The organism is Dictyobacter aurantiacus (assembly GCF_003967515.1).
In the GTDB taxonomy this organism is placed as follows: Bacteria; Chloroflexota; Ktedonobacteria; order Ktedonobacterales; family Ktedonobacteraceae; genus Dictyobacter; species Dictyobacter aurantiacus.
On record NZ_BIFQ01000001.1, the window covers coordinates 3163719 to 3188958 of the forward strand.

General features: G+C 50.5%; 20 protein-coding genes. 12 read left to right on the plus strand and 8 right to left on the minus strand.

What is annotated here, in order from left to right; genetic code table 11:
• The first annotated feature begins 291 nt into the window (after positions 1–291).
• Together KTT_RS12770 and KTT_RS12775 are read left to right on the plus strand one after the other, a co-directional pair.
• Entirely contained in the window at positions 292–3030 is a 2739-nt protein-coding gene (locus tag KTT_RS12770) for a valine--tRNA ligase (protein WP_126596339.1), read from the plus strand.
• Between the two features lie 1290 nt (positions 3031–4320).
• Positions 4321–5322 (plus strand): GAF domain-containing protein, encoded by a 1002-nt coding sequence (locus tag KTT_RS12775; protein ID WP_126596340.1) that lies wholly within the window; start codon positions 4321–4323, stop codon positions 5320–5322.
• A 167-nt stretch (positions 5323–5489) separates the two neighbouring features.
• On the opposite strand, the gene KTT_RS12780 is transcribed toward KTT_RS12775, so the two are convergent.
• Together KTT_RS12780 and KTT_RS12785 are read right to left on the minus strand one after the other, a co-directional pair.
• The gene (locus tag KTT_RS12780) at positions 5490–6203 is read right to left on the minus strand and encodes a DUF3159 domain-containing protein (RefSeq protein WP_126596341.1); all 714 of its coding nucleotides are present in this window, start codon (positions 6201–6203) and stop codon (positions 5490–5492) included.
• A 135-nt stretch (positions 6204–6338) separates the two neighbouring features.
• A complete protein-coding gene (locus KTT_RS12785) occupies positions 6339–6929 on the minus strand; it encodes a DUF6585 family protein (protein ID WP_126596342.1) in 591 nt (196 codons plus the stop codon).
• A 529-nt stretch (positions 6930–7458) separates the two neighbouring features.
• Between KTT_RS12785 and KTT_RS12790 the strand changes: the two genes are divergently transcribed.
• The 5 genes from KTT_RS12790 to KTT_RS12810 all read left to right on the plus strand — a co-directional run bounded on the left by KTT_RS12790 (position 7459) and on the right by KTT_RS12810 (position 13790).
• Entirely contained in the window at positions 7459–8238 is a 780-nt protein-coding gene (locus KTT_RS12790) for a TspO/MBR family protein (protein ID WP_126596343.1), read from the plus strand.
• A gap of 267 nt (positions 8239–8505) precedes the next feature.
• Positions 8506–9720 (plus strand): IS110 family RNA-guided transposase, encoded by a 1215-nt coding sequence (locus KTT_RS12795; protein WP_126594464.1) that lies wholly within the window; start codon positions 8506–8508, stop codon positions 9718–9720.
• A 513-nt stretch (positions 9721–10233) separates the two neighbouring features.
• Complete coding sequence (locus KTT_RS37975) at positions 10234–10950, plus strand: zinc-ribbon domain-containing protein (protein WP_503826468.1); 717 nt, start codon at positions 10234–10236, stop codon at positions 10948–10950.
• 517 nt (positions 10951–11467) lie between these two features.
• Positions 11468–12478, plus strand: a complete 1011-nt coding sequence (locus KTT_RS12805) for a sigma-70 family RNA polymerase sigma factor (RefSeq protein ID WP_126596345.1) — start codon at positions 11468–11470, stop codon at positions 12476–12478.
• Between the two features lie 349 nt (positions 12479–12827).
• Positions 12828–13790, plus strand: coding sequence for an aldo/keto reductase family protein (locus KTT_RS12810; RefSeq protein WP_126596346.1), 963 nt, complete (start codon positions 12828–12830; stop codon positions 13788–13790).
• A 231-nt stretch (positions 13791–14021) separates the two neighbouring features.
• Here KTT_RS12810 and KTT_RS12815 read toward each other — a convergent pair whose 3' ends face one another.
• Together KTT_RS12815 and KTT_RS12820 are read right to left on the minus strand one after the other, a co-directional pair.
• On the minus strand, positions 14022–15158 hold the full coding sequence (locus KTT_RS12815) for a carboxylate-amine ligase (RefSeq protein ID WP_235845690.1): 1137 nt from the start codon (positions 15156–15158) through the stop codon (positions 14022–14024).
• A 322-nt stretch (positions 15159–15480) separates the two neighbouring features.
• Positions 15481–15867, minus strand: a complete 387-nt coding sequence (locus tag KTT_RS12820) for a cytidine deaminase (RefSeq protein WP_126596348.1) — start codon at positions 15865–15867, stop codon at positions 15481–15483.
• A gap of 375 nt (positions 15868–16242) precedes the next feature.
• On the opposite strand from KTT_RS12820, the gene KTT_RS12825 reads away from it, so the two are divergent.
• From KTT_RS12825 to KTT_RS12835, 3 genes are all read left to right on the plus strand, one after another.
• The gene (locus KTT_RS12825) at positions 16243–16932 is read left to right on the plus strand and encodes a response regulator transcription factor (protein ID WP_235845843.1); all 690 of its coding nucleotides are present in this window, start codon (positions 16243–16245) and stop codon (positions 16930–16932) included.
• A 300-nt stretch (positions 16933–17232) separates the two neighbouring features.
• Positions 17233–18240, plus strand: coding sequence for a GspE/PulE/PilB domain-containing protein (locus tag KTT_RS12830; protein WP_160145832.1), 1008 nt, complete (start codon positions 17233–17235; stop codon positions 18238–18240).
• Positions 18241–18571: 331 nt separating this feature from the next.
• On the plus strand, positions 18572–18787 hold the full coding sequence (locus tag KTT_RS12835) for a helix-turn-helix domain-containing protein (RefSeq protein ID WP_218030882.1): 216 nt from the start codon (positions 18572–18574) through the stop codon (positions 18785–18787).
• Positions 18788–19233: 446 nt separating this feature from the next.
• On the opposite strand, the gene KTT_RS12840 is transcribed toward KTT_RS12835, so the two are convergent.
• Positions 19234–20640 (minus strand): transposase, encoded by a 1407-nt coding sequence (locus KTT_RS12840; protein WP_126594639.1) that lies wholly within the window; start codon positions 20638–20640, stop codon positions 19234–19236.
• Between the two features lie 115 nt (positions 20641–20755).
• Positions 20756–21295 carry a hypothetical protein gene (locus KTT_RS12845; protein WP_126596351.1) on the minus strand — a complete coding sequence of 180 codons (540 nt, stop codon included), beginning with the start codon at positions 21293–21295 and terminating at the stop codon, positions 20756–20758.
• On the opposite strand from KTT_RS12845, the gene KTT_RS36165 reads away from it, so the two are divergent.
• Positions 21286–21423 carry a hypothetical protein gene (locus KTT_RS36165; RefSeq protein WP_160145833.1) on the plus strand — a complete coding sequence of 46 codons (138 nt, stop codon included), beginning with the start codon at positions 21286–21288 and terminating at the stop codon, positions 21421–21423. The genes KTT_RS12845 and KTT_RS36165 overlap by 10 nt on opposite strands.
• Positions 21424–21622: 199 nt before the next feature.
• On the opposite strand, the gene KTT_RS12850 is transcribed toward KTT_RS36165, so the two are convergent.
• On the minus strand, positions 21623–22849 hold the full coding sequence (locus KTT_RS12850) for a GAF domain-containing protein (protein WP_126596352.1): 1227 nt from the start codon (positions 22847–22849) through the stop codon (positions 21623–21625).
• A 406-nt stretch (positions 22850–23255) separates the two neighbouring features.
• Between KTT_RS12850 and KTT_RS12855 the strand changes: the two genes are divergently transcribed.
• Entirely contained in the window at positions 23256–24185 is a 930-nt protein-coding gene (locus KTT_RS12855) for a methyltransferase domain-containing protein (RefSeq protein WP_160145834.1), read from the plus strand.
• A 315-nt stretch (positions 24186–24500) separates the two neighbouring features.
• On the opposite strand, the gene KTT_RS12860 is transcribed toward KTT_RS12855, so the two are convergent.
• Positions 24501–24734 (minus strand): hypothetical protein, encoded by a 234-nt coding sequence (locus tag KTT_RS12860; protein ID WP_235845693.1) that lies wholly within the window; start codon positions 24732–24734, stop codon positions 24501–24503.
• Positions 24735–25240 lie beyond the last annotated feature (506 nt).

Genomic DNA, 25240 nt, shown 5'->3' on the forward strand with positions numbered 1-25240 from the left:
ATGATCAGGAGGAGTAGGAGCAGCTCCCGTTAGAGAGGGAAGATCTAGAGGCTGAAAATCTTCCTCGGAATGAGCGCTACGAAGGTCGCCTGTGAGCCTGGAAACCAGTGTATATTATTACACAATTTCCACGGGGGTGCCCGATACAGCACTGCTGAGGATCAACCTGGAATGCGTCGCGTCATATATATGGCGGCGAATCCGTTGATCGAAACAAGGTGGTACCACGAGTTACGTCCTTTCTCGTCCTTGACGGGAAGGGCTTTTTTTATGTGTTAGTAAGAGGTGGATATGATCGAGCAGGAAAAGACACGAGAGACGACGCCGATCACTGATGTGGCGGCATTGCCCAAGGCGTACGAGCCCCAGGCAGTTGAGGCCCGGTGGTACCGCTTTTGGGAGGAGGGTGGCTACTTCAAGCCCCGTCCGAATCCGGCCCGCAAACCGTTTGTGATCAGCATGCCGCCGCCCAATGTAACAGGTGCGCTCCACCTGGGGCACGCCATTACCGCGACGCTTGAAGATATTATGATCCGTTATCATCGCATGCAAGGTGACGAGACCCTGTGGGTGCCGGGTGAAGATCACGCGGGCATCGCGACCCAGACCGTGGTTGAACGTTTGCTGGCGACGGAAGGGACCGATCGCCATAAAATTGGGCGTGAAGCTTTTGTAGAGCGTATCTGGCAATGGGTGCATCAATATAAGAGCCGCATCCAGGACCAGCATCGCCGCCTGGGCGCCTCCTGTGATTGGTCGCGTGAGCGTTTTACGCTGGATGAAGGACTCTCCAAAGCGGTACGCGAAGTGTTCGTACGTTTGTATGAAGAGGGCCTGATCTATCGCGGTGAGCGCATCATCAACTGGTGCCCCGTTTGTATGAGCGCGATTTCGGACCTGGAAGTCAATCATGTGAATACGCCAGGCAAGCTGACTTATGTACGCTATCCCTTGAAGCCGTTGGAGGGACAGGCGGCTGGTGAGACCGAATACATCAGTGTCGCCACCACGCGCCCTGAGACGATTCTGGGCGATACCGGCATCGCCGTCAATCCCAGTGATCCACGTTATAAAGACCTGGTTGGCCGCATCGCCATCGTCCCGGTCGTCAATCGCGAGATCCCGATCGTGGGAGACGAGGCCGTCGAGGCTGGATTTGGTACCGGCGCCGTCAAGGTCACGCCCGCCCACGATCCGGTCGACTTTGAGATCGGCGCCCGCCATGACCTGCCACGCGTCCAGGTCATCGGTTTTGACGCCAGAATGACCAGCGAGGCGGGTCCCTATGCAGGTCAGGATCGCTACGAGGCGCGCAAGAATCTGGTGGCCGACCTGGAAAAGATGGGTCTGGTTGTGAAAACTGAAGACTACACGGTACCGCTGGGACGGTGTCAGCGCAGTGATACCGTGATCGAGCCCTTGATTTCAAAGCAGTGGTTCATCAAGATGGCGCCGCTGGCCACGCCAGCGCTCAACGCCGTCAAGTATGGCCAGATCAAGATCGTACCCGAGCGCTTCAACAAAACGTACTTTGACTGGCTCGAAAACATCCATGACTGGTGTATCTCGCGTCAGCTCTGGTGGGGACATCGCATCCCGGTCTGGTATTGTGACGCCTGCGGAGAGATGATCGTCAGCCGTGAAGACGTGACCGCCTGCCCACAGTGTGACAGCGCCCAGATCCGGCAGGACGAGGATGTGCTGGATACCTGGTTTAGCTCCTGGTTATGGCCATTCAGTACCCTGGGCTGGCCTGATAATACCGCGGACCTGCCGCGCTACTATCCCAACGCTGTGATGGAGACGGGCTACGATATCATCTTCTTCTGGGTCGCGCGCATGGTCATGTCGGGCATCCATTTCATGGGGAACGCGCCATTCTCGACCATCTACCTGCATGGTCTGGTACGCGACGCCAAAGGCGAAAAGATGAGTAAGTCTAAGGCCAACGCCGTTGATCCACTGGAGGTGATGGATAAGTTTGGTACCGACGCGTTGCGTTTCACCCTGGCGACCAGTAGCACGCCGGGCAACGACATGAAGCTGATCGACGAGCGCATCGTTGGAAATCGCAACTTCGCCAACAAAATCTGGAACGCCTCGCGCTTCGTGCTGATGAAGACGGCCGACATCGGTGGTGGTATCCCCACCATTGACTCCCTGCGGCCACAGACCCTGGCGGACCGCTGGATCCTGCATCGCTTCCAACGGCTCACCAGGTCTGTTACGCGTTTGATTGATGACTTCCAGTTTGGTGAAGCGGGCCGCCAGATCAACGAATTCTTCTGGTCGGATTACTGTGACTGGTATGTAGAGAGCGCTAAAGTGCAGATGCAGGGAGATGAGCAGGCGCAGCAGAATACCGCCGCCATCTTACGCGCGGTCCTGGATCAGAGCCTGCGCCTGTTGCACCCCTTCATGCCCTTCGTGACGGAAGAGGTCTGGCAGTACCTGTATCACTTCAGCGAGCCCGACAAAGCGGCCTGGCCGGCTTCCGCTCTGATCGTCGCCTCCTGGCCCCAGTATAATGAGGCCCTGGTGGATGAAGAGGCGGAGCGGCAGTTCAGTCTGGTTCAACACGTCGTTACCCTGATCCGTGATGCTCGTAACCAGATGAACGTTGAAAAGTCGCGTCGAGTATCCGTCATTATGGCGGCCGGCAACGACATTGAGATGTTCGCAGCCCAGTCACCAGTGATTGAGTTCCTGGCCACCACCGAGCGGCCGCAGCTGCATGCGCAGCTTGCTCAGAAGCCCGAGCAGGCTATGAGTCTGCTCGCGGGCGCGGTCGAGATCTATCTACCGCTGGCAGGCCTGCTCGATATCGGCAAAGAACTGGAGCGGTTGGATAAAGAGATCGCCCAGGCCAGGCAAGAGGTGGCACGCCTGCAGGGTAAGCTTTCCAACCAGAACTTTGTCGCCCGGGCCAAGCCCGAGGTGGTAGAGAAAGAGCGCGAAAAGCTGGCGGCGCAAGAAGAGCGCGTCACCAAACTGCAGTCTCGGCATAGCGAGCTGGCCAGCCTGAAATAGGCCGCCAGTTCATCGATTCTGCTCTCATCCAGTAATAAAAGAAACGGTCAGGATGGTACCTCCAATTGTACCATTCTGACCGTTTCCATTAGACACAAGCACGAACAGAGGAGACACAAGCATGAACCGGAAATTATCTACCGCGTCAACGATTCTGCATTCGTCTCAACCCTTTCGCCCGCCCGCAGCTATCTACCCACTGATATATCGTTCGCTCATACAGACGACCGGCTCTATATACGCATTATTTACCTGCTAGCATAACAATAGCAGGGATTATGCAGATCCACCTCTCTTAGAAGCTGTGATCATATTTCTATGCTATTGAAAGCATAATCTATTGCCTGCCGATCTGTCAAGGTTTTTTCATGATAAAATTGACCAACTAAGTCAAGTATTGTGGTCTATCTACTATGAATGTGTCTTATTCCCACCACTTTGGGGGCACGTGAGCGCCCCCGCACTCGCGTCCGCTACGCGGCCGCATTGTTTTGGTGTGTTGGTGCAGCAGGGGCGCTTTCGCGCCCCTGCTGCACCAACACACCATGGACGTGTGAGCACCAGAGGTGCGAAAGCTCAGGCAGCCTGCAGGCCATCATCGTGAGAATCAGACACTATGGGAGTGTCTGACTTCCGCCACCCTGGGGGCATGTGAGCGCCCCCGCATGGGCGTCCGCTGCGCGGCCGCACCGGTTTTGGTGTGTTGGTGCATCGGGTGCGCATCTGCGCACCCGATGCACCAACACACAATGGACTCTTGAGCACCGCAGGTGCGAAAACGTAAGCATGCTCAGAGCGATGATCGTGAGAGCCAGACACGTTCTAAGCACCGGTCACCACTATTGGTAAGATATCGATACCCGGGCGCGGGTCGTAAGTCGTCTCTATAAGGTCAATGAATGTAACAAAGAGCGCCAGGTAAGATAGAGATGAGCAGGAACTGTTAAGGCAGGTTTGATATAAGTGCATTTATTCTGCAATACACAACGTGGTTATTTCAAGTGATAGGATGCGCTTAATGTAGGCTTTGCGGCATCTTTTTTTTGGACCAAACTACCGTCCATTGGGCGTTCATACTAGATGGATGCTTCAATTAGAGAGAAAGCGAAGGCAATCAAAGCTGCCTGAAAGCATGAGAGGAATGACAGGCATACTATTTGAGTAGGTAACTGATGGAATCATGAGAAAAGAACATTGACGAATACTAGCACAGACGATATGCTGGTATCTGATGTGATAGTATATTTAAACCTACGAGATGTATGATCCTGTATTTGTTGGTGGTAAAACATGGAAACAACGTGGCGTGAACTGCTTAGAAATGTAGCCAGTGATCCGTTAGAGCAGCAAAAAATCCTTGATAGTTTGAATATCAATGCTATGACCTTAAAACGCTGGGTGAACGGCGAAACCAATCCCCGTCCACAGAACCTGCGCTTACTTTTAAACGCCTTGCCACAATATCGGAAACAACTACTATTGCTGCTCACAACAGAATTTCCCTATATCAGGCAAGAGAACCTGCTCCAGGATGAGCATATCGCCCTGATCTCAAACGATTTTTATGAGCGTGTCATGAGTACATATGTTGGAGTCTCGCAACACATGCGCTCCGCGACTATCAGTAGTCTGATCCTGCAGCAAATTCTAAAACACCTTGACCCGGACCTCAATGGAATGCTGGTATATGTAGCACAGTGCGTGCCTCCGGATCAGGGGCAGAAGGTACGCAGTTTGCGCATGATGGCTGGTAATGGTACTCCTCCCTGGAGCACCTACGTTGAATATCATCCGCAATTCTTTGGTGCTGAATCGCTGGTAGGCTATGCCGTTTCGTCGGGGCACTCGAGCACGCTACAAAACCGCGATGAGATTCAGCGTATCTTCCCATATGATCAGATTGAGGATGTGAGGAGCGCGGTAGCCGCACCAATCCTGCTGGCCAACCAGACCGCCGGCGCCTTATATATTGCCAGCACGCAGACTGATTTTTTTTCCTATGCCCATCTATCCTTAATCCAGAAATACGTTGAACTGATGTGCCTGGCCTTTGAAAGGCAAGAGTTTTATCTCCTATCTGATATCTCGCTGGGTGTGATGCCATCGAGTGAGCAGCAGTTGTCGGCGCTGGTGACATTTCAATCGCTTGTCACGCAACAGATTATTCTGGCTGCCCAGGAGAACCGGACCCTGACCCGTTTACAGGCTGAACAGATCGCCTGGCAGCAATTGGAGGAGAAATTGTTTATGCAGATGAATGAAATAATGCATCAATCCGAAAAAACGGGATGAGCGAAGAGCAATGGAGACGATGGTTTGAACAAGTAGTGACAAGTGGCAATTGCTTCTTCCCCAACCCCACAGAGAGTATAGCATGTGCTGCCACAAAAAGCTATAAAATTCTTGTTTAAATCGAGTCAGCTTTTCAAACCTTTAAAATTTTGTAATGTTGGACAGACTTACGAATCGGTTGCCGGCGGCTCCTGCTCCCTGTTCATCGCATCCCACGCGGCGTTCTGATCGCTTTCCTGTTGCACGCTCCACATGGTAAGTCCGATATAGAAGAGGCAGGTAAGCACCAGGATAATAGAGGCGGCGAGAGCGACCGGGATCAGAAACGACAGGAGCAACACGCAGAGAGAGAAGAGTAGCTGACCAAGACCCCAGACGGTATTCATACGAAAGATCATGTGACGATAGCTGGCGCTTTCCTGCCAGTAATCAGTATAGTCTGCCATATGATCGCGAGTATGGGCATGACAGTAGCGATCCACATAGAAGAGCAGCGGTTTATCCAGGGCTCGTGTAAGCAGCGTTCCTATGCCCAGGATACCAATTGGTAGCACATAATGAATGAGTATTGAGAGCAGTGGCGAGGTGCCTGGTAACAGGACGCCAAGCATGATCCAGCCCAGGACATACAATGCCAGCAGTCCGATCAGGTCCAGGCCATGTCGTTGGTTATATTGCCAGCCTATATAGACCAGAGGGAACAGGGCCACCAGCAGCAGCGCCATCGGGGCAGCCATGCGTGCCAGAAAGAGCTGGTATAGCATATAAGGAAAAACCACATCAATAGCAATGCTCTGCAAAATAGCGCTGGGAATGACACTGGAAAAATCGAGGCGTCGGGGTGTGCTGCGTCCGCCAGCCATGGCTTTACTCTCCTTCATATTTCTCTCTATTAATTATATATCCGTCATTATGACATGGACGGTCCCAGGCGGCAACACCCACGCCTGTGGCAACTTTTCCAGGCGTCAACACATTCGTATGGACGCCTGGTTGTGTCTGGTACATGCCTGTTTTTATGAAAGGCTGGTCTTTTTCTTCTTGATAGTAGATGGTAGCTGCTGGTTTCGTTTCTGATACTCGCGTTCCACCAGCTGACCCAGGATATCGACATGCTTTATCGCCGCGTTAAAGACAAATTTCTTCCCATCCTGGCGCCAGACTTTAACGACAGAGGCAGGGTCATGATTTTTAAAGGTTGTGGCTCGTCTATAACTTACCCTTCTCATCTGCTCCCAACGCACCACCTCCACCTGATTACCCGCCACACAGATAAAACCCGCGGTATACACATGGACATGCAGGTCTTTACGCATAGGGAGCAACAACGGTTTGTAATCGCGCAACCAGCAAACCGCGAGGATCGACAGGTACAGAACTGAAACTACACCGACCAGCGCATAGTAAGCGGTACTGCTCATAGACACATTGATAGAGCAGAAGAAGCCAAAGACGAGCAGAATAATGATCGTTGGAACCGCCGCGCTTAAATAAAGGGCGTAGAAAAGATCCGAGGGCTTGTAGTTTACCTTGAGTGTAACCACAAATTGTTCCAGCTTGTGGTCTTCTCCGAGTTTATACGCCTCTGCCAGCATCTGATCGGACATATGCGGTGCAACCTCCTTGATATAGGGCATGAAATAGGCCAAAACAGGCAATTCAGACGTGGAAAGTAGTACTATAGTCATCACGGACGATATTTCGCCCTGGTTTCATTGTACAAGTAGACAATATTACTGATTGTATACATTTAAGGGAGTATACATACTAGCTATTATGCTGACGCAATAATGAACAAGTATGGATAAGAATTATTATCCGGTGCTTGACAGAATCTTAGACCTTCCGCCTGCTACAGTGCGTGAGCGCCCCATACAGGCGGCCGCATGCGCGGCCGCTCATGTTTATATGCTGTGGCGAATGATGCGAATGGTGCGCATTGCGCACCATTCGCATCATTCGCCACAGCATATAAACGTAATTGCGCATTTTTAGTGTAAAGCTATACGATCTTATTTTTTCGGACATCAATAAAGAGAGGAGAGGAGATACTTAGCGGCGAGGGGATGAGTGGACGAGGGTGGTACATACACAGTTGACATTGTGATCGCTGATCAATGGTAAGGAGCATCTTCTATGTCAAGAGACACAACGAGACAGATTATCAACGTCATTGCGACAATCGGTACGGTGCTACTCAATGTGTTTAGCACAAACATTTTTGGCCGCAGTGTAGGGGAGGTTTCAAGCCGGCATCCGGTGCCGATCACACCCGCCGGTTACGCCTTTGCCATCTGGGGAATCATCTATATTGGTCTGATCGCGTTTGCCGTCTACCAGGCACTGCCTGCGCAGCGGGAGAATCCACGGCTACGGCGAATCGGATACTGGTATGCTTTGAGCTGTGTCGCTAACGTTGCCTGGGAGTATGTCTGGCTTAACGAATGGATCAATCTCAGCCTGCTCATGATGTTCATCCTGCTGCTGGCCCTACTGACCATCTATATCCGCACCGGCATCAATAAAGAGAGCGCCTCGCCGCTGGAAAGCTGGTGTGTGAATGCTCCCTTTGGTATCTATCTGGGATGGATTACCGTCGCCAGTATCGTTAACACCGCTGTAGTGCTGGCTAATCTGGGATGGAATGGCGCAGGTATCAGTCCTGCTATCTGGACGGCGCTACTACTGGTAGTGGGAACCGCCATCGCCATCTATGTCGGGTTGACCTGCGTGGATATGGCCTACCTGGCCGTCATTGTGTGGGCATATATAGCGATCATCTTCAGAAATAGCGGCACGCCTATCATCACTATTACAGCGGGCGTGATGGTCGCGATTGCCCTGGTAACGCTGTGCATTATTGGCCTGCGGAGAGATGCGCTGTTACGCCATTTACGGACGTCAGCGTACTCATAATCACCCCCTCTCTTCTTATACAGTAATATGTTTACAAGCCCTCTCGAGAGAGGGACGGAGCAAGCGGTACACTTGCTCCAGAAACGAGTCGAACGCAGGAGGCGAAAGTCTACCTCTTTCACCTGGCTCGACCAATTAGAAAAGATCGCGCTTCGCCTCCTGCTGTTCCTGGATGGAGCGTCCATTAGAGGATCGTGCCTTCATTGAGCACCGCAGTATAAGAACACGCTGACCCAGGAACAGTTCTCTTCGAGAAGGGAGTTTGCTATGTGGTATGCTGGTATTGATTGGGCGAACGCTCACCACGATGTGTTGGTCATTGACGATGCTGGCCGCCAAGTTGGATCGTTGCGCGTCAACCATACGCCTGAAGGCTTGCATCACCTGAATGCCTTCTTGGAAGATATTACTGGCCCAGATGATCGAGACCAGATGGCTTGCATCATCGAAACATCTCGTGGGCTGCTGATCACTGCGCTGCTGGAAGCAGGTTGGCACGTGTATCCAGTTCATCCCAAAACGGTTGATCGTCGGCGGCCAGCTTCTGGGGTAAAGACGGACGCGCTTGATGCCTACCTGTTGGCGAAACATGGACGGGCTGAACTGGTGGACTTGCGGCGCTTGAAACCTGATAGCGACATCATTGCTGAATTGAAAGCATTGACCCGCGATCAAGATAGCTTGATTCAGAGCCAGACCCGACTGGTAAACCAGTTGACAGCTTGCCTCAAAGCATACTATCCAGTGGCTTTGCAGTTGTTTGCCAAGCTTCAGCAGCATTCGACGCTGATGTTTTTGCAAACCTATCCGACTCCGCAAGCGGCTATGGGGGCCTCGGTACAAGAGATTGAGGTCACATTGCGCCAGGGAAGGCATACCAATCCGACAAAGGCAGCGCCCTTGATCTTCCAGAGGCTGCATCAATCCCATTTGACCGCTGATGCGATTACAACGCGGACCAAGTCCCGCCTGATGTTGGTCCAAGTCAAGCAACTGCTGCCGCTGGTGGAAGAGATCGCCGAATATGATAAGGTGATTGAAGACCTTTTTTTGACCCACGCTGACAGTCCGATTTTCAGCAGTTTGCCCCGTGCTGGAAAACGGCTCGCCCCTCGACTGTTGGCGGAGATTGGGGATGAGAGAAGCCGCTACCTGCGAGCGAGCAATTTGCAGGCGTTGGCTGGAACCTCGCCCGTCATCTTTCAGAGTGGAACCTACGCGAAAGCCCACCGCCGTTATGCCTGTAGTAAACCTCTGCGCAATGCCTTGCACCAGTTTGCGTGGCAAAGTACCCAACAAGAACCCTGGGCGAGGGATTACTATCTGCGTAAACGAAGTGAAGGGAAAAGCCATACGGAAGCCGTTCGTGCCCTTTCTAATCTGTGGGTGAGAATCCTCTTTGCGCTCTGGAGCAAGCACGAGTGCTATGACGCTGCCATCTTTCAGTCCGCGAAGCTGGCTCATGCTCCCAGAGCCGCATAGAAAGGGCCATCTTTGAAAGGCAAAACCGCCTGTTTTTTTGCCTTCAGCTGAGCATGTCTTCTTCTGATCATGCAAGCAGCGCGGTGTCAAGGAAAGTGAAGCGGCTTGACACCGCGCTGCGGCATGATATGCTCCTTCATGCTCAGTTGAAGGCAGTCCTTGTTTCCCCAGTTTCATTTCCCCCTTTCAGCTTTTCTTGATGCGCTTTTTAGACTTGACATAGAGGATCTTTTCTCCTCGCCTTAGCGCCAGGGTAAAATCGGGGAATGCCTCTGAAGTTTTCCCATATGTATACGTTGATATAGAATGTATTAGCAAAGTAGATCTCATCCACGATAACTTCTGAGCATTGTTAGCAACTATGTGAGCCATATGGTTTTTTCTCTATTTCTTGCCGATACAAACAAAGAATGGAAGGTATCGTGCGTATTTTTTTCTATGCGGAAGTTGTTAGCGGGCGTTAGAATCATGTTATTATAAATGAGCAGAGAAAAAGATTCAGAGGAGAAATGCATGAAGCGTTGTAGGAACTGCCAGTACGAAAATATCCAGGAGAGTATGTACTGTGAGAAATGTGGCGCCCCATTAGATCATGTATATACGACGGCTGATTACACTGTGCCTTCGCAATCGATATATACCACCATTAGTAACGAGAACCAGATTTCGCCGCCGCCTCCTCCTTCTTATAGTTACACTCCACCAGCCCAGAGTGTCAACTACGCTACCACGCCATCGGCGGAAAATTATCAGGCAGATGGACCCTACAGGTATTCTTCGCCAAACAATAATTTTTACGCGCATAACTTCCCGGGAGCGCTGCCTGCTACTCCACCACCTGTTAGAGAGCGTAGCATGACCGGTTCCGTCATCAGCAGTCTTTTCTATTTATGGGGTATTTTCTGGGCGGCATTTGGTTTATTTGGCACTTTTATGGGAGATCTTTCTGAGAATTCCGACGGGGTTCTCCTGATAGGCGTCTTTCTGATTGGTATTATTGCCCTGATCTTATTACTTATTTATCACAAACAGGCGCGCCTGCGTAGTGGCAAGCGTGCGATATGGATCGTGGTTGCTTCGGTCCTCGCTTTCCTCGTATTGATAGCTTCAGAGATTATATTGATGGATCAGCGCTTGTCATCCGCAAGAGAGGATTATTTACGGAACATTTACCTTGGCATTCCGCTGTTTGTTTATGGAGTGGTCGTTGCCGTATTGGCCTTTCTTTAACGGGTCCTCTACATAGCCAGGAAACTTGCAAGTGCGCATCAAAGCGGGGAGGTGCTGGAGGGTTTTCCTGCCCTCTCGCACTTCTCCTTTTCTTTCCACCGCAGGCGACAATACACCAGATATGTCATATCTGGTGAAAAAGTAAAAGACCATCTGGTGAGCGAAATTCCACAGCACTCGAAATATCTTCAGTTTTTACTAACAGCCTTTTCAATTTTTTGATTGATTCCTCTTCGCTTTAATCTTTATTTTGCTATGCGCATCAAGCGTAGAAGCAACATTAGAGATGTCTTTTTTAGTGAAAAAAAGACATCGCTTCTATACGATTTATATAATTCCTTCCTCACACCACTTTTGGCATGAATCTTGCAGGTATTAATAACGAGAGAGCAATCTACAAAAAAACATTGAATGACAAACATTCAATGTAAAAGGCTGAAAGCAGCCGGCATAGGATTTTCTTGGAATTGTGCGCATGCACTACGCTGCATGAGAAGAGTAGAAGGAGTTAGGTGGTATGGTGGCAAAAACAATCAATGCAACAAGAAATAGTGAGACGCTCGTTTCTGAAAAAGTAGAAAAGAAACGCCGCACCAAGGAAGTCGTTTTTGATGAAGTCCCGCTTGAGGACGACAAAGATTTTTTTGAGGATTGTGAAGAAGAAGAATTGCCCGACGTTGAAGAAGATCAGCGTATGGCTGTAGATGATGCTGTCAAGCAGTATTTAAAAGAGATCGGCATGTATCCCTTACTGACATCCGAGCAAGAGCTGCAGATCGCCGAGCGCGTGGCCCGTGGTGATCTGCAGGCCCGTCAACATCTGATTGAAGCTAATCTGCGCCTGGTTGTCAGCATCGCCAAACGTTATTCCAATCAAGGCCTGCCGCTGCTTGACCTGATCCAGGAAGGCAATATCGGTTTGATGCGAGCAACGCAGAAGTTTGACTACCGGCGTGGCTTTCGCTTCAGTACCTATGCGACCTGGTGGATTCGCCAGGCCATCAGCCGCGCTATCGCGGAGCACTCGCGTAGTATTCATATTCCGGTACACGTGGTTGAGCTTATTTATAAGATCAAGCGCATCGCCCGCCGCATGTATCAGGAACAGGGGATTGAGCCGTTACCGGAGCAGATAGCCGCCGAGATGGGCCTGCCGCGTGAGCGTGTCGTAGAGCTCCTCAACGCCTCAGAGCAGCCAATTTCTCTGGATGCGCCCATGGCGGACGACGAAGAGTATCACCTGGCCGACGCCATTGAGAACACCAATATTTCTACCACCCTTGATCAGAGTGCCAACCAGATACTGCAGGCCCAGATCGAGCAGGCGCTGACCGTGCTCAGTCCGCGCGAACGTACCATTATCGAGATGCGTTATGGACTCAAAGAAGGGCACTCACTCTCTCTGGACGAGGTGGGCACCATCTTTCGCCTGACCCGTGAACGCATCCGTCAGATCGAAGTGAAGGCTTTGCGCAAGCTACGTTATCCCGAACGATACGAAGGGATAAGGGAGCTGGCCAGAGCTTGATTTTTTTCTTCCATGCTGGAAGCGGCTTTATTTTTGCCGACTGGAGGGGCTGGCACCTCCACTCAAAAAGCGTGTGATGGTGCAGGGGCGCAATGCCTCCTGCACCATCACACGCTTTTTGAGTAGGATGCATTTGTGTACCCATATCTGAACGTCCGCGCCTGCGGACGCCTGAGCGGGGGGGCTCACGCTCGCCTGGAAGACGGGAGTAAAATGGTTTTCCAGGTTAGCGAGCGCATCTAAATATCTAACATTACCGTATCTGTAAAAGATCGTATGTTCAGGGCCCTGTCATATGAAGGGGATAAAGATCGCCCGCCAGGGCTGTAAATAGTAGAAGGAATTTACCATGGAATATCGTCATTTAGGACGTGCTGGTGTAAAGGTCAGCGCCGTTTCTCTTGGAAGCTGGCTGACGTACGGCAATTCAACTGAAGAACAGACCGCCATTGATTGTATCCATCGGGCTTACGAGGGTGGTATCAACTTCTTTGATACGGCCAATGCGTATAATCGCGGCGAAGCTGAACAGGTCGTTGGACGCGCGCTAAGCGCATATAGCCGTGATTCATATGTACTGGCGACCAAAGTATTTTTCCCCATGGGTGAGGGTCCCAATGATCGCGGGCTCTCGCGCAAACATATCATGGAGCAATGCAACGCCAGCCTGAAACGGCTAGGGACCGACTACATTGATTTGTATCAATGTCATCGTTACGATCCAGAGACGCCGATCGACGAAGTTCTGCGTGCGCTCGACGATCTGGTCACCCAGGGTAAAATTCTCTACATGGGTGTCTCCGAATGGTCAACCACCAATATCGCTGATGCCATCTATACCGCTCGTGAGCAGAACCTGGACAAGATCGTCTCAAACCAACCGATTTACAATATGCTCAACCGCTATATTGAGCGCGAGATCATCCCGCTGTGTGAGCGTGAAGGGATTGGACAGGTTGTCTTCTCGCCATTGGCCCAGGGTGTTCTCACTGGTAAGTACAAACCCGGCCAGCAGCCCAAAGCCGATACCCGCGCGGGCAACAGCCAGATTAACGGCTTCATGGGGGACATGCTCAACGACAAGACGCTGACGGCCGTGCAGGAACTGCAGAAGATGGCCGGCGAGGGCGGCTACAAATTAAGTCAGCTGGCGTTGGCCTGGATTCTGCGTCAGAAGAATGTCAGCTCAACTATCATTGGCGCATCGCGCCCGTCCCAGGTAGAAGAGAACATCAAAGCGGTGGACATCAAGCTGAATGATAGCGATCTGCAGCGTATCGATGCCATCCTCGAAGGTGTCGTTCACTACTAATTCTGTGAAGGGTGCCAAAGGCGCCCCAAATAAGGTTCATGGCACATATCCAGCCCTGGATATGTGCCATGAACCTTATTTGGGGCGCCTTAAAGCTGTAGAGATCCCTGGTATGTGATTAGGAGAGAAAATCTGCCGGCATTTTGAGAAGCAGCAAGAACCGCCAGCAGATCAAAAGCTACTGGCAGTTGAGGTATTAACCCGTACTGGCGATGCTATGGGCGAGTAATATTATTGTGACGTACTCACAATAGAGTCTGGTGAAACATGTGGCATTGAACGTTGGATCAGATATCTGGTCACCGCCTGAATACTCTGCGTTTCATTGTAAACGGCGATCTGGCGATCTGCTCCCGTCCCGTGGGGATCATCCAGCAGGGCGCGTAGATAATTGATCTCCCTACGGATACCCAATTGATCCACCACATCTTCCACAAAATCCAACGTCTCATGGAGTGACTCGCGCATAGTCAGACGGCGATTCTGAGGAAAATCAACGATTACTGCATCCAGACCATAGCGCGCGGCCTTCCATTTATTTTCTTCGATATAGTTATTAGGGAGCACTATCGTATGCATATTATGCTCATAGAGCCAGGTCAACTTGCAGACCAATGCCTGGCAGAGGGCTGCTATAGCCATTGTATCCTCAAGGGTCCCCGGCATATCGCAGATGCGAAACTCGATGGTATCGAAGAACGGGTGGGGGCGAATATCCCACCAGATCTTTTTGGCATTGTCGATACAGCCATTGCGCATCAGGTCAGACACATAGCAATCGAACTCCATGGTAGATGAAAAGATGTTAGGAATGCCAGAGCGAGGAAAGCGTCTCCACACGATGGAGCGATACGATTTTATGCCAGTATAGCGATCCACCCAGAAAGGAGAATTAGACGAGAGGGCGAGCAGATGGGGGATCCAGGCTCGCAATTGATTCATCAATGGCACCGCCAGTTCATGGGCATCGATCCCCACGTGTACGTGCAGGCCACAGATCAGAATCGAACGGCCGACATCTTGAAACTCCTCTTCCAGTTCCTCATAACGTGGATTTATCGTACGCCGCTGATCGCGCCAATGTCCACTGGGATGGGTTCCCGCGTTAATCAGCGCCAGGCCCTCCCCCTCAAGAATCTGGGCTAATTTTTGCTGGCGCATAGCCAGGTCCTGCCGCAGCGCGTGGATATCAGCGCAGACGCCCGTAATGGTTTCCACCATTGATTGCAGCATTTCCGCCTTAATAAGCTCACCAAAGACCGGTATCCCCTTATCGAGAATGGTATGGACATGAGACACCAGTTGTCCTGTATTTTTTTCGACCAGTTGAAACTCTTCTTCGACGCCAAGGGTAAAACGTGGTGACATCGCTTTCTCCTTTCGGATCATATCAGCGTGCAGGTGTCGAGTGAATATACGTAGGGCCGCCTACAGGAGAGGAAGGACGCAGAGAAAAATGGAAGTGAGAAGTTGCGGCAGAAGAAAGAAAGATAGCTACCGCCAGCGGGAGAATGTACGATTGTAAAGGCCATTGTGCGCGCTCGCGCCAGACCAGCATAAAAGCACCTCTATATGGAACGCTTTCAAGCATAGGTTGCACTAGATCAGGCACTACACTAAAAAAGTATTGGGACTTATAGCGTACACAAGGGCCATGTATATGTCAAGAGGGTAGCGCGTTACAAAACAATCACAATTTAAAGGCAAATGGCAGCAGATCAGAGACCTGAAAATCCCGCTCGCACCCATCGATATACACGGTCGCTTCGGGAGCGAGATCGGCGATCCACTGGCGGCAAGCGCCACAGGGCATGCGTTCATAGTCGGGAGCATCGGCTGGCGCGTCGATGCAAGCAATAGCGATCTGGGTAATGTGCCTGGCTTGAGCGGTCAAAGCCGCCGAAAGGGCGGAACGTTCGGCGCACAGGGTCAGCCCGAAGCTAGAGATTTCAATATTTACACCCACAAACACCTGTCCATCGGCTACCAGGGCAGCCCCCACATGAAAATGGGAATAGGGGCAATAGGCTCCCTGTGCTGCTTCGCGGGCCAGGGCCAACAACGTTTCTCTTTCCATTACCAACGTATCCTTCTAGATTTTATGCTCTAGCATGCCAGCTTTCCTGAAGCTGCTGCTTTGTTTGCTTATATTTCATCGCAAAAGTATGAGTGCCGGATGCATAGTTGTGTGTTGCTATAATCTAGCTTTTTTGCCAGCCTTCGTCAAGCCGATCTTTAGCATCGCTCCAGGCCATCAGAACTGACAAGCTACTTGTCTGGCTGAATATAGCCGCATATTGTCATTCTATAGCCCAATTTGTGTCAAGATGTTACTGGCTCTTATTCCGTCCCGTTACTACAAACGGAAGCATATCCAAAATTGATATTTTAAGCAACATTGGTACATCCTAGTATTGTAATGTAGGACAGGTAGGAGGCAGAATTGAAGATCATGGTGGCGGATGACGACCGCGACATGGTAGATATGCTCAGCTACTGGCTCAAGGGTCATGGGTATGATGTTGTGCGAGCCTTTGATGGAGAGCAGGCCATCAAACGCTGGAGGGAAACGTTACCGGACCTGGTAATTTTAGACATCCAGATGCCCAAGCTTGATGGCTTTGAAGTCTGTCGCCAGATGCGCACAGAAACCAATTCCATGGTAATGATCCTGACAGCGCATGACCGTGAGGATGATGAAGTGCGGGGGTTGGAGATGGGGGCGGACGACTACTTGCGTAAGCCTTTCAGTCCACGCCAGTTGCTGGCACGCATCAAGGCTGTCATGCGGCGGGCGTCTAACACACGTGGTCCCGCCGGCTCATCGGCGATCACCGTAGGGCCTGTGACGCTAGATGCGATGCGGCATGAAGTTACTCGTGACGGCACCAAAGTGCGCCTGACACCTACAGAGAGCCGCCTATTGCACTTATTGATCTCGCACACAGGCCAGGTACTCACTACTGATATGATCATTGAGCGCGTATGGGGATACGACGAGGCTGGTGACTCTGGCCTGGTCAAGACGCACATCCGGCACTTACGCCAGAAGGTTGAGCCTGATCCCAACTCGCCTCAATACATCATGACTGTACCTGGTGTTGGTTATACCTTTACCGCTCCTATCTCGATTGAGTCATAGAGAGCTTTTCCCGCACAATTTAGAGAGCACTCCCCTGGCAGCAGGGAAGTTCAAATCGCATGCTAACGCTTGCAGCGGGTTTTTCTGATCGCCTTTCTAGCAAGCGACCAGTTATGTAGAGGAACTTAACCATTACCAGCGCATTTTAACCATACCATAACAGAATAGCTACATCTTTCACGGAAAAAAGCGCCTATACTTGCATTAAGCAGTAACTTCTTGTATCTATATGTGCAAATGCAATGGTTAAAATACAGGCTTTCTGGTTGTGCCAGGAAGAGAATGAATGTGGACGGCAGAATGACGCAGAAGAAAAAAGCTATTCCGCATCAAGCATCGAATATCGCGCAGATTTCCTCTCGATTAAAGCGGCGTATCGATCCGATTATGGAAACCTGTGAGATATGTACATGCCTCGTCTTTGACAATGTCTGTCCGATGGGCAGCCTGCCAATGGAAGGTGAGCGGGATAAAAATCAATGCATACCTGTTTCGGTTGAATTAAGCAATAAAGTTCGGGTCGCATTGAAGGACTTTTTACCTGCGCAATTTCCAATCAGCGTACTCTTACTACATGTAGTACAACGGGAATCACCCCCGCTAGCGCCTCAATCCGAGGCGTTATATCGACGCAAATGGTACCATGTTGCGCCTCATCTGCTAAACCAGGTGTTGACCCATGTGCGCCGCGCCCTGCGCATTGATGACAAATTGTTCATTTACGACACCTCGGGGGGAGCGATTATTTTCCCGGATGTAGACGCAGTTGGAAGACAAAAGATACTGGAACGCATTTATCAGAGTGTCTGCTTAATGCAGGCCGAAACAACTGATCCACCGCTGACCAGAGAGACGACCATCGCTCTGGGGGGTGTCACCTATCCGCCTCGGTCAGTTGTGTCATTTGAGCAGTTCTATTATCAGCTCGGCGAAGCGCCACACACGTTGACCTTGCGGCCGATTATCAGTGCTCACACGCGTGGGGTCAGGTCCATGCCTGTAGTTGAGTTATCGCCCATCTATACCGCGTACACCCAGCAAGAAGAGACTGGCAAAGCGGCGGGAATACCATACATGGAATTACCGCGTGTTCTGCCAGAGCGTGTAGCACAACTGATACCACATTCTGTCGCCTATGAGCTGGGATGTGTGCCAGTTGGTCGTGAGCAACAGCAATTGACTGTGGCGATGCGCAGGCCGACCGACGAGATCGCGATTGCGCGCCTGAGGGAACTGACCGGTTGCTCAATTTTTCCTGTGGCCTGCAACGAGCAAGAACTCAACAATCTATTGAATGCCGGCTGGTAAAAAAACCTTAACGGGGTCCCAAAAAGAAAGGAGAAAACTTTAAAACAAGGCGGGGCAGGATGAAACGCAACGAGACTTTATGTTATGATTATAGAGTACAAAGAAGACAGCTAAGTCCAGTGCCTTTTAGATGGGTAGGTAATGAAGATCGAACCAGGCTGAGAATAAAATTAACCAGATCGCAACTATTCCTTAACAGGAAAACGCATCAACATTGGTTACTATAACATGCAATGAGACAATAACAGTATCATTCATAATGTTCTCAGCGCTACATCGTTAGTGTCAAGTGCACTTATTTATTTAGTTTATTTTTCCAAGGAGAGGATACATGGTCGTACAGATGCTTCAAGAAGATGTTCTGCTGACGTTCAAAGAAGCAATGAGCTACCTGCGTGTTAGCCGCTCAACACTTTATCGCCTCATGTGGTCGGGGCAACTTACCGGGCACAAGGTTGGAAGCACATGGCGCTTCTACCGTGAAGATCTCCGCGCCTGTGTCGGACGTGAGGTGCCGATGGGGACGGTATCAAATTCTGTAAATTAATTATTTATCTCTCCATTTTTTTAATACGCTATATATCAGAAATTACCTATCGCGATCATTGAGAGATTTGAAAAAATGGAATCATAAACATGAGACATCCCAAATTTTAGGGATGAACTTGTGAAAGAAGCGAGCAGTTCTCCATTTTTGAAGGAGAACTGCTCGCTTCTCTTCTCTTGCAGAACAACGTGCTTTCCCCGTTTGGCTCGCTGAAAAGCACCACTGTGCCAAAAAACGGAAAAAGAGAAAGGAGCTGGTCAACCGACTTTCCACTCCCACAGCATCCCAGCGGCTTCCACAGGGCCTAGGGGTATGCTCTTTTCGCACGCATTCGCATCCTCTGTTGGCAAGACGTGTTGTACCCGATGAACACCGGACACACGCCCACATGGTCAGCCGATGCCGACCAGAGCGTCTCTCGTCACGTGGGGAACCTCCACACCGCCTCAGAGCATAATGATCTGGACGCGAGGCTGGGGCCGGGGCCGGCCAGCTACCTCCTCCCAGCGCGCAGGGATCCGTTGCCACAACCGACTCAAGGCCAGGCGCAGCCGTGCAAACGGCTGGTGTGCTTGCCGGGCATGACGGCCTGTGCGATGACAGTAGTGCCGCAACAGCCAGCGGCGTAAGAGTTCGTAAAACGGCGCCAGCAGGCTCAGCAGAAAGGCGTAGGCCAGCGCCGCCAACAGCAGCAGTTTTTCTCGCGTCTCCCACTCCCAGAGCCGCGGGCTTTGGAAGCCCAATTCGCTCTTGTTTTCTTTCCAGGTCAGTTCGATCTGCCAGCGACGCGCATAGGCAAACATAATCCGCCAGGCATCTTCCGCGGTGGTGATGGACTCGGCGGTGAGCAGATACCAGGGCAAGCCACCTTTGCGCCGGGCCACGACCAACCACAACGGCTGCTCAGGATGGTCGGGATGCCTCACCGCACAAGCGAGAACACTGCCCATGACCCACTGGTGACGACGGCAATCCCACACCCAGCGTTCTTGCCATCCTCGTTTGCCGCGGGTGATTTTCCAGGCTGCACGTCGCTGACCCTGGGCATCCACGAGCTGGTAATCTTTTTTCCAGCGCAGCACAAAGCGCAACGAGAACGCCAGCAACAGACCCAGCCAGAAACTGCTGGCGAAGCCTTGATCAAAGACATGCATCACCTCGCGTCCCCAGAGCAGAACGCCTTGCAGTAACAGTTTGGCTTGTTCATCGCGTTTGAAGGAAGCGCGCGCCCCACGGCTGGTCCACCACCGCATGCTGGCTAGTTCAGGCGGGTCGTCTTGCTGCTCGCTGCCGACCAGGACCACGGCCAACCAATGGAGGCCCGGCACAAAGATGGGGCCACGGGGCGGGGTGTAGTAACCTTTCTTGATATGGGTGAGTCGAGCGCCCTTACTCGAGCGCACCGGGGCAAGGTCGTCCGAGGCGATAGTTTCTGGCTTCTCCCACGCACTCTCATCCCACAGCGCCAGCACATCCCTTCCCATCTGTTTCCACCTTGTGAGACGTTGGCTGGCTCGATGCCACAGATACGAGCGGATCAGTTCAGCCGACCATTTGCGACAATGCAGCAGCCGAGACAGGCGTTTGGTTCCTGCCGGAGCTTTGTCGGGCGTCTCGAGATAGCCGCCCATTTCCGAAAGGAGCAAGCCATTGACGCGATCACGGAAGGTCAAGATCACCGCCACGGTCTGCACCATCGTGCGCACCAGTCGTTTGTCCATGCGGCTATCGGCTTGCATGAGCAAGGGAGCCAGAAAGTGAGCCAGAGCAGTGTACAATCCCTGCGCCATCTCGGCAGGGGGATATGCTGGAACTTGTGGCTCCTCAAGCGGTGTGAGATACTGAGATGACATAAACAACACCTCCTGGATTGACTGAATGGTGGTCTGTTTTTCCTTCAGTCTCGCTCAGGAGGTGTCTTTTTACAAACCCGACCTTAAAATTCGGGATGTCTCATGTTTATGATTGTTAGAGCTGATCGTAACTGACGATCTTCCACTGATTATTAATTAATTTTAATTGTAAGTGGGTAGTATACGATTTTTTCTGGCGGCTGACCATAATATCCATACTCATACTATCCAGGTTGTCGCCATTGTAGGAGTTGATCTGTGGTTGAGAGGGTGTATAGCGCAAGACCGGGCCATAGAGCTCATCGCGTTGGGTGGCTTGCGACACAAACTGGTCGCGTGTCAATCCTGTGAGGGATCCCTGGGGGCTGAGATAGCTATAGGCCTGAGTATATTGTTTATTTTGCAGAGCGCTATAGTAATCCGTGACGAGTTGAGTACTGCCAAAGGCCGCGCTGAATGGCTGGCTAATGAGTGAAGAACTGGCCCATGCGCACAGACCACAACTGCCAATCACGATCAGGGCCAGCACCGACAGGAGGATCCAGAGCCACTTACGCGATTGCCTGGCTGGTGGAGGACTCGCCACAAGCGGTGGTGGCAGCGTACCAGGATAATGATGTCCCTGGGGATAAGCAGGATAGCCGGGTGGAGGCATATAACCGCCTCCAGGTGCCGGGGTCATCGCTGGAGGATATTGTGCCCCGTACCCGGGTTGAGGTCCCCTATCCAACGGCTCAGGTGGGCGCGCAGCTGGTTCAGGGATTGGATGAGCTGCTGGAGTAGGTGTAGGAGTCGCCGATTTCGAGAGCTCTCTTTCATAAAACGAAGGTAGAGGAGGATAGCTCTGCCTCTGGTGCCCCGTGTCATTATTGTTAACGGGCTGGGAAGTGTCTCCCGTATGGTTGCTATTGGCAGACGGCTGACTGAACGGCGGCTGCTTTTCTTCTGGTGATTGATCGGAACTTTGCATAATTATCTTACTCTATCCAAAGAATCGTGAATAGTCGGATGGAGTAGAGATTTCCGGGACTGCTTTTTGCTGTTCTACGAATTTATGGGCTTCGTCCTCGAACTCTAATTCCATCTCTCGTTGAATCCAAAACTCGGCCTCACTACGCGAAGTCGAGTGCTGATGGGCGTACGCAATGATACGATTGAGATATGTACGAGTGATAGCTTCCCGTTGCCAGCGCAATGGCGGCATTGGCCTGAGATGTAAAAGCGCTGACGGAAAGAATTCGCGATCGCACAGCGCCACCCCCATCAGTAAGGCATATTCCGCGACTGCTTGGCAAGCAGTAGTATCTTTGAAGAAGTCCGGGTGGGTGCTGGAAACGATCAGCACACCTGCGAGCAAGCCTCCACGCAGGACCGGAACGGCGCAGGCGCTTCTTTCATATTCATCAATCTCAACCAGGGCGCGATTATTATCAGTATCATTCCATATTTGGATGCGCTGCAGAACGGCGGCTGCCCCCGCCAGAGTAGTACTACCCAGATAGGCTTTGCTATCGACTGTATCGGGCCAGGGGGCATGACCACGCATTTTCACTTCCCGTAAAGAATGAATGCCATCTTGATGCGCTGGCATCAACTTTGCGTACGTAACAGCCAATCCAAGGTGATTTGCATCCAGGTGCTCTAATATATCCTCAAACACAACTTCAGAGATCTGCCAGAAGCGTGTTTCATCATCCTGGCTGTTCGTCATAAGCTCCAACACATGCTGATAGATATCCTTATCGATCTCCCTGACCGTGGGGGGAGGATTGCCCAGGACGTCACCAAATGTCTGTTCAATGGCTGCGATCAACTGGGTGCGATGTTCCGGCAGTACTTCAGGCAAACGTTTTAAATGGATAATGCGAGGTTCAGAGGTGCCATTCATCCAACGATAGACGGTATTTTCCGCTACCGCCAGTTCTCTAGCTACACGCGATAGCTCCATACGATCGCGATACATAATAGTATGTAATAATGAGCTAAAAGGAGTAACTGAATCATCAATATTTTGTATTGTCTGATCTTGAAGCACCTGTGGACTGGCCGCAGACTCCTTGATTACCGTCCGGGTCGACCGGGTGGATGGCGTATGCTTCTGGCGTTGTCCTCCAGTGTGGGCAGTGGTTTCTGCGGCCACTTTACGCGCCCCCGGTGGACGGCCACGCTTCTTTTTTTGTGTTTCATCAGGGACCGACCTGTTACCCATGATATGTTTCCTTATATGTATTTTGCAATAGTACAATTTTCACGAGCAGCATGATAACTATTATAACATAGATGGTATATAAAATGTTAAATAAACTCGAAAATCTTAATGGGTTATTTATGTAATACTTATGAACAGTACAATATTTTGCCGCTGTAATCCATATGCGTTCGGATATCTACACTTGAACAGACAAGACCTATCGCCCTTAATGTTTTTTGCATAGTATTAATTATTTTTAATGTTTTTAATCTCAAACGTTAATACATTACAATGTTTAAGCGGAAGTCCTACAATGTCTAACAATATATTGCTTTTTCATAATATAGCATGTATATTAATGATCATCACGAATAGTGATTAAGCAAATCTAGTACACTTGATGGCTGGAGGGATAAGGCAGAAGATGGCGGTTAACAATGTTGTGCATGTTAATGAATGTGGTCTTCCACTAAACGCGATCGCGTGGTTAGTGAAGCACCATCAGAGTAAGATCCACGAGCGCACCCAGATGATTCGAGACTTGCAACTTGAAAAAGGGAGCTTTGTCATCGATGCTGGATGTGGGCCGGGATTATGGACCCCTCTCCTTGCCGAGGTGATTGGGGCCAGGGGGAAAATTTTAGGTATTGATATTTCGACTGAGGCACTGGTAACTGCCCAGAGGAGAAGTCATCATACCTGGTATCGCCAACAAGTTCAGTATAAGCGTGCGACCTTAGAGCAATTGCCGGTTGAACCGGGGACGGCGGATGTTATTTTTAGCGCCAATGTCAGCCAGTACTTACCTGATCCGGTAGCGACGTTTGCCGCCATGGGCCCATATTTAAAGCAAAATGGGCGTATTGTGATTAAGGATATTGATTTTGGCACCATGAAATTTCATTCTATTGATCCTTTTCTGCAGCAACGAGTCTTTCAGGCGCGACAATTGTGGGAGAGTGAACGCGTAGATCATGGATATGCGTACGAAGATAGCTGGGTTGGCTCAAAGCTCGCGCAGTATCTGGAAGCGGCTGGCTATAAAGATGTCCAGGAGAGCGCCTATCGTATTGTACGGCAGCATGTATTGCCCACGAATTTCCGTTTCTACCTGCAGGGGATCGCGGAGTGGTTTGTGTGTGAGGGGGCTCCATATCTGTCGCCTGACGACGTAACAGACTGGCTACAATGTTTTACAGATGATGAATGCAACGTACTGGACCAGCCTGAATTTGCCAGTGAGGAGACGGAGTACGTCGTCGCTGGCCGTTGGGATGGAGTGGTATCACGCTTTTATGCCGACATGCATATTGATATTGCACACAGAGAGCCACTTCTGATAATCAATGATTAGTACAGCTGGCGTAGAGCCTAAATGAATGATGTTGAGAAAGTGCCAGGCAATGCTTCCGATATATCTGGTGTAGCGAGATAATCGGAAGCACTGCCTGGCACTTTCTGTTTTATAGAGCGCTAAATAAAGCTATCTGACTCACAAATAGGCCAACACGAAGGGCGTCTAAACCAATAGACGCCCTCAATGTTGCGAGAGGAAATTGGCCAGGAGAGATATGGTATGCACGAATCTCTGGCATACTGTCTGACGAGTATGCCAGACCATATCATAAGGAATATATAATAAAAATTTGTGATTAAATGTAAGTTGTCCTCATGAATGAACGGTATTTAAGCGATCCGCAATCATTGCAATTGCAACATCTCCTACAATAGATTGTAGCTGAGTATGTAATTGCCCCATATTTTCCATACGTGCGGTAATAAATTCATGCTGCGACATACCATAAGCCAGACCTGCGAGGCCACGATGTGCTGCTTCGTATTCAGCACTGATCTGTGATAGCAGGCGGGCGACTTCGCTGCGTTGTTCGTGTGCTCCTAGCATGATATCCCGTTCCTTCCTAACCCTGAACCCATGGGTAACGTAACTTTATGTTGAGCGCCGTACAACAGACTTACGCACGATGTAAATACATTGTACATCGTTTGTAAGAACAACATTAACAATGCACATCACTAGTATGCATGAAGATGTCCTTTCTTGTCTAGTGGTGCAATGCTAATAATTACATAAAATATAACCATCTTTATATAATTTTCACGCTTTGCAGCTTTACAATTACAATGTTACGAGGTACCATACTACTTCCCAGGCTCAGTAATATCAAATTTTTGTGTAACATATAAATTTCCCGTTACACCCGAATGTGCAAAGAAATGTCGAAGAGTACTTAGTACTTTTGTAACAGCCAGAAAACGGCTTCACCTGTGTAATCACTAAAGATTTTTGTCCACTGGTCATAGTATGGTTTTTAATACTTTCTTTATGCTCCTCCTTACTAACATAGACTGTGATATGCAGCTTGCTTAAAAAAATATAAAAATCGCACT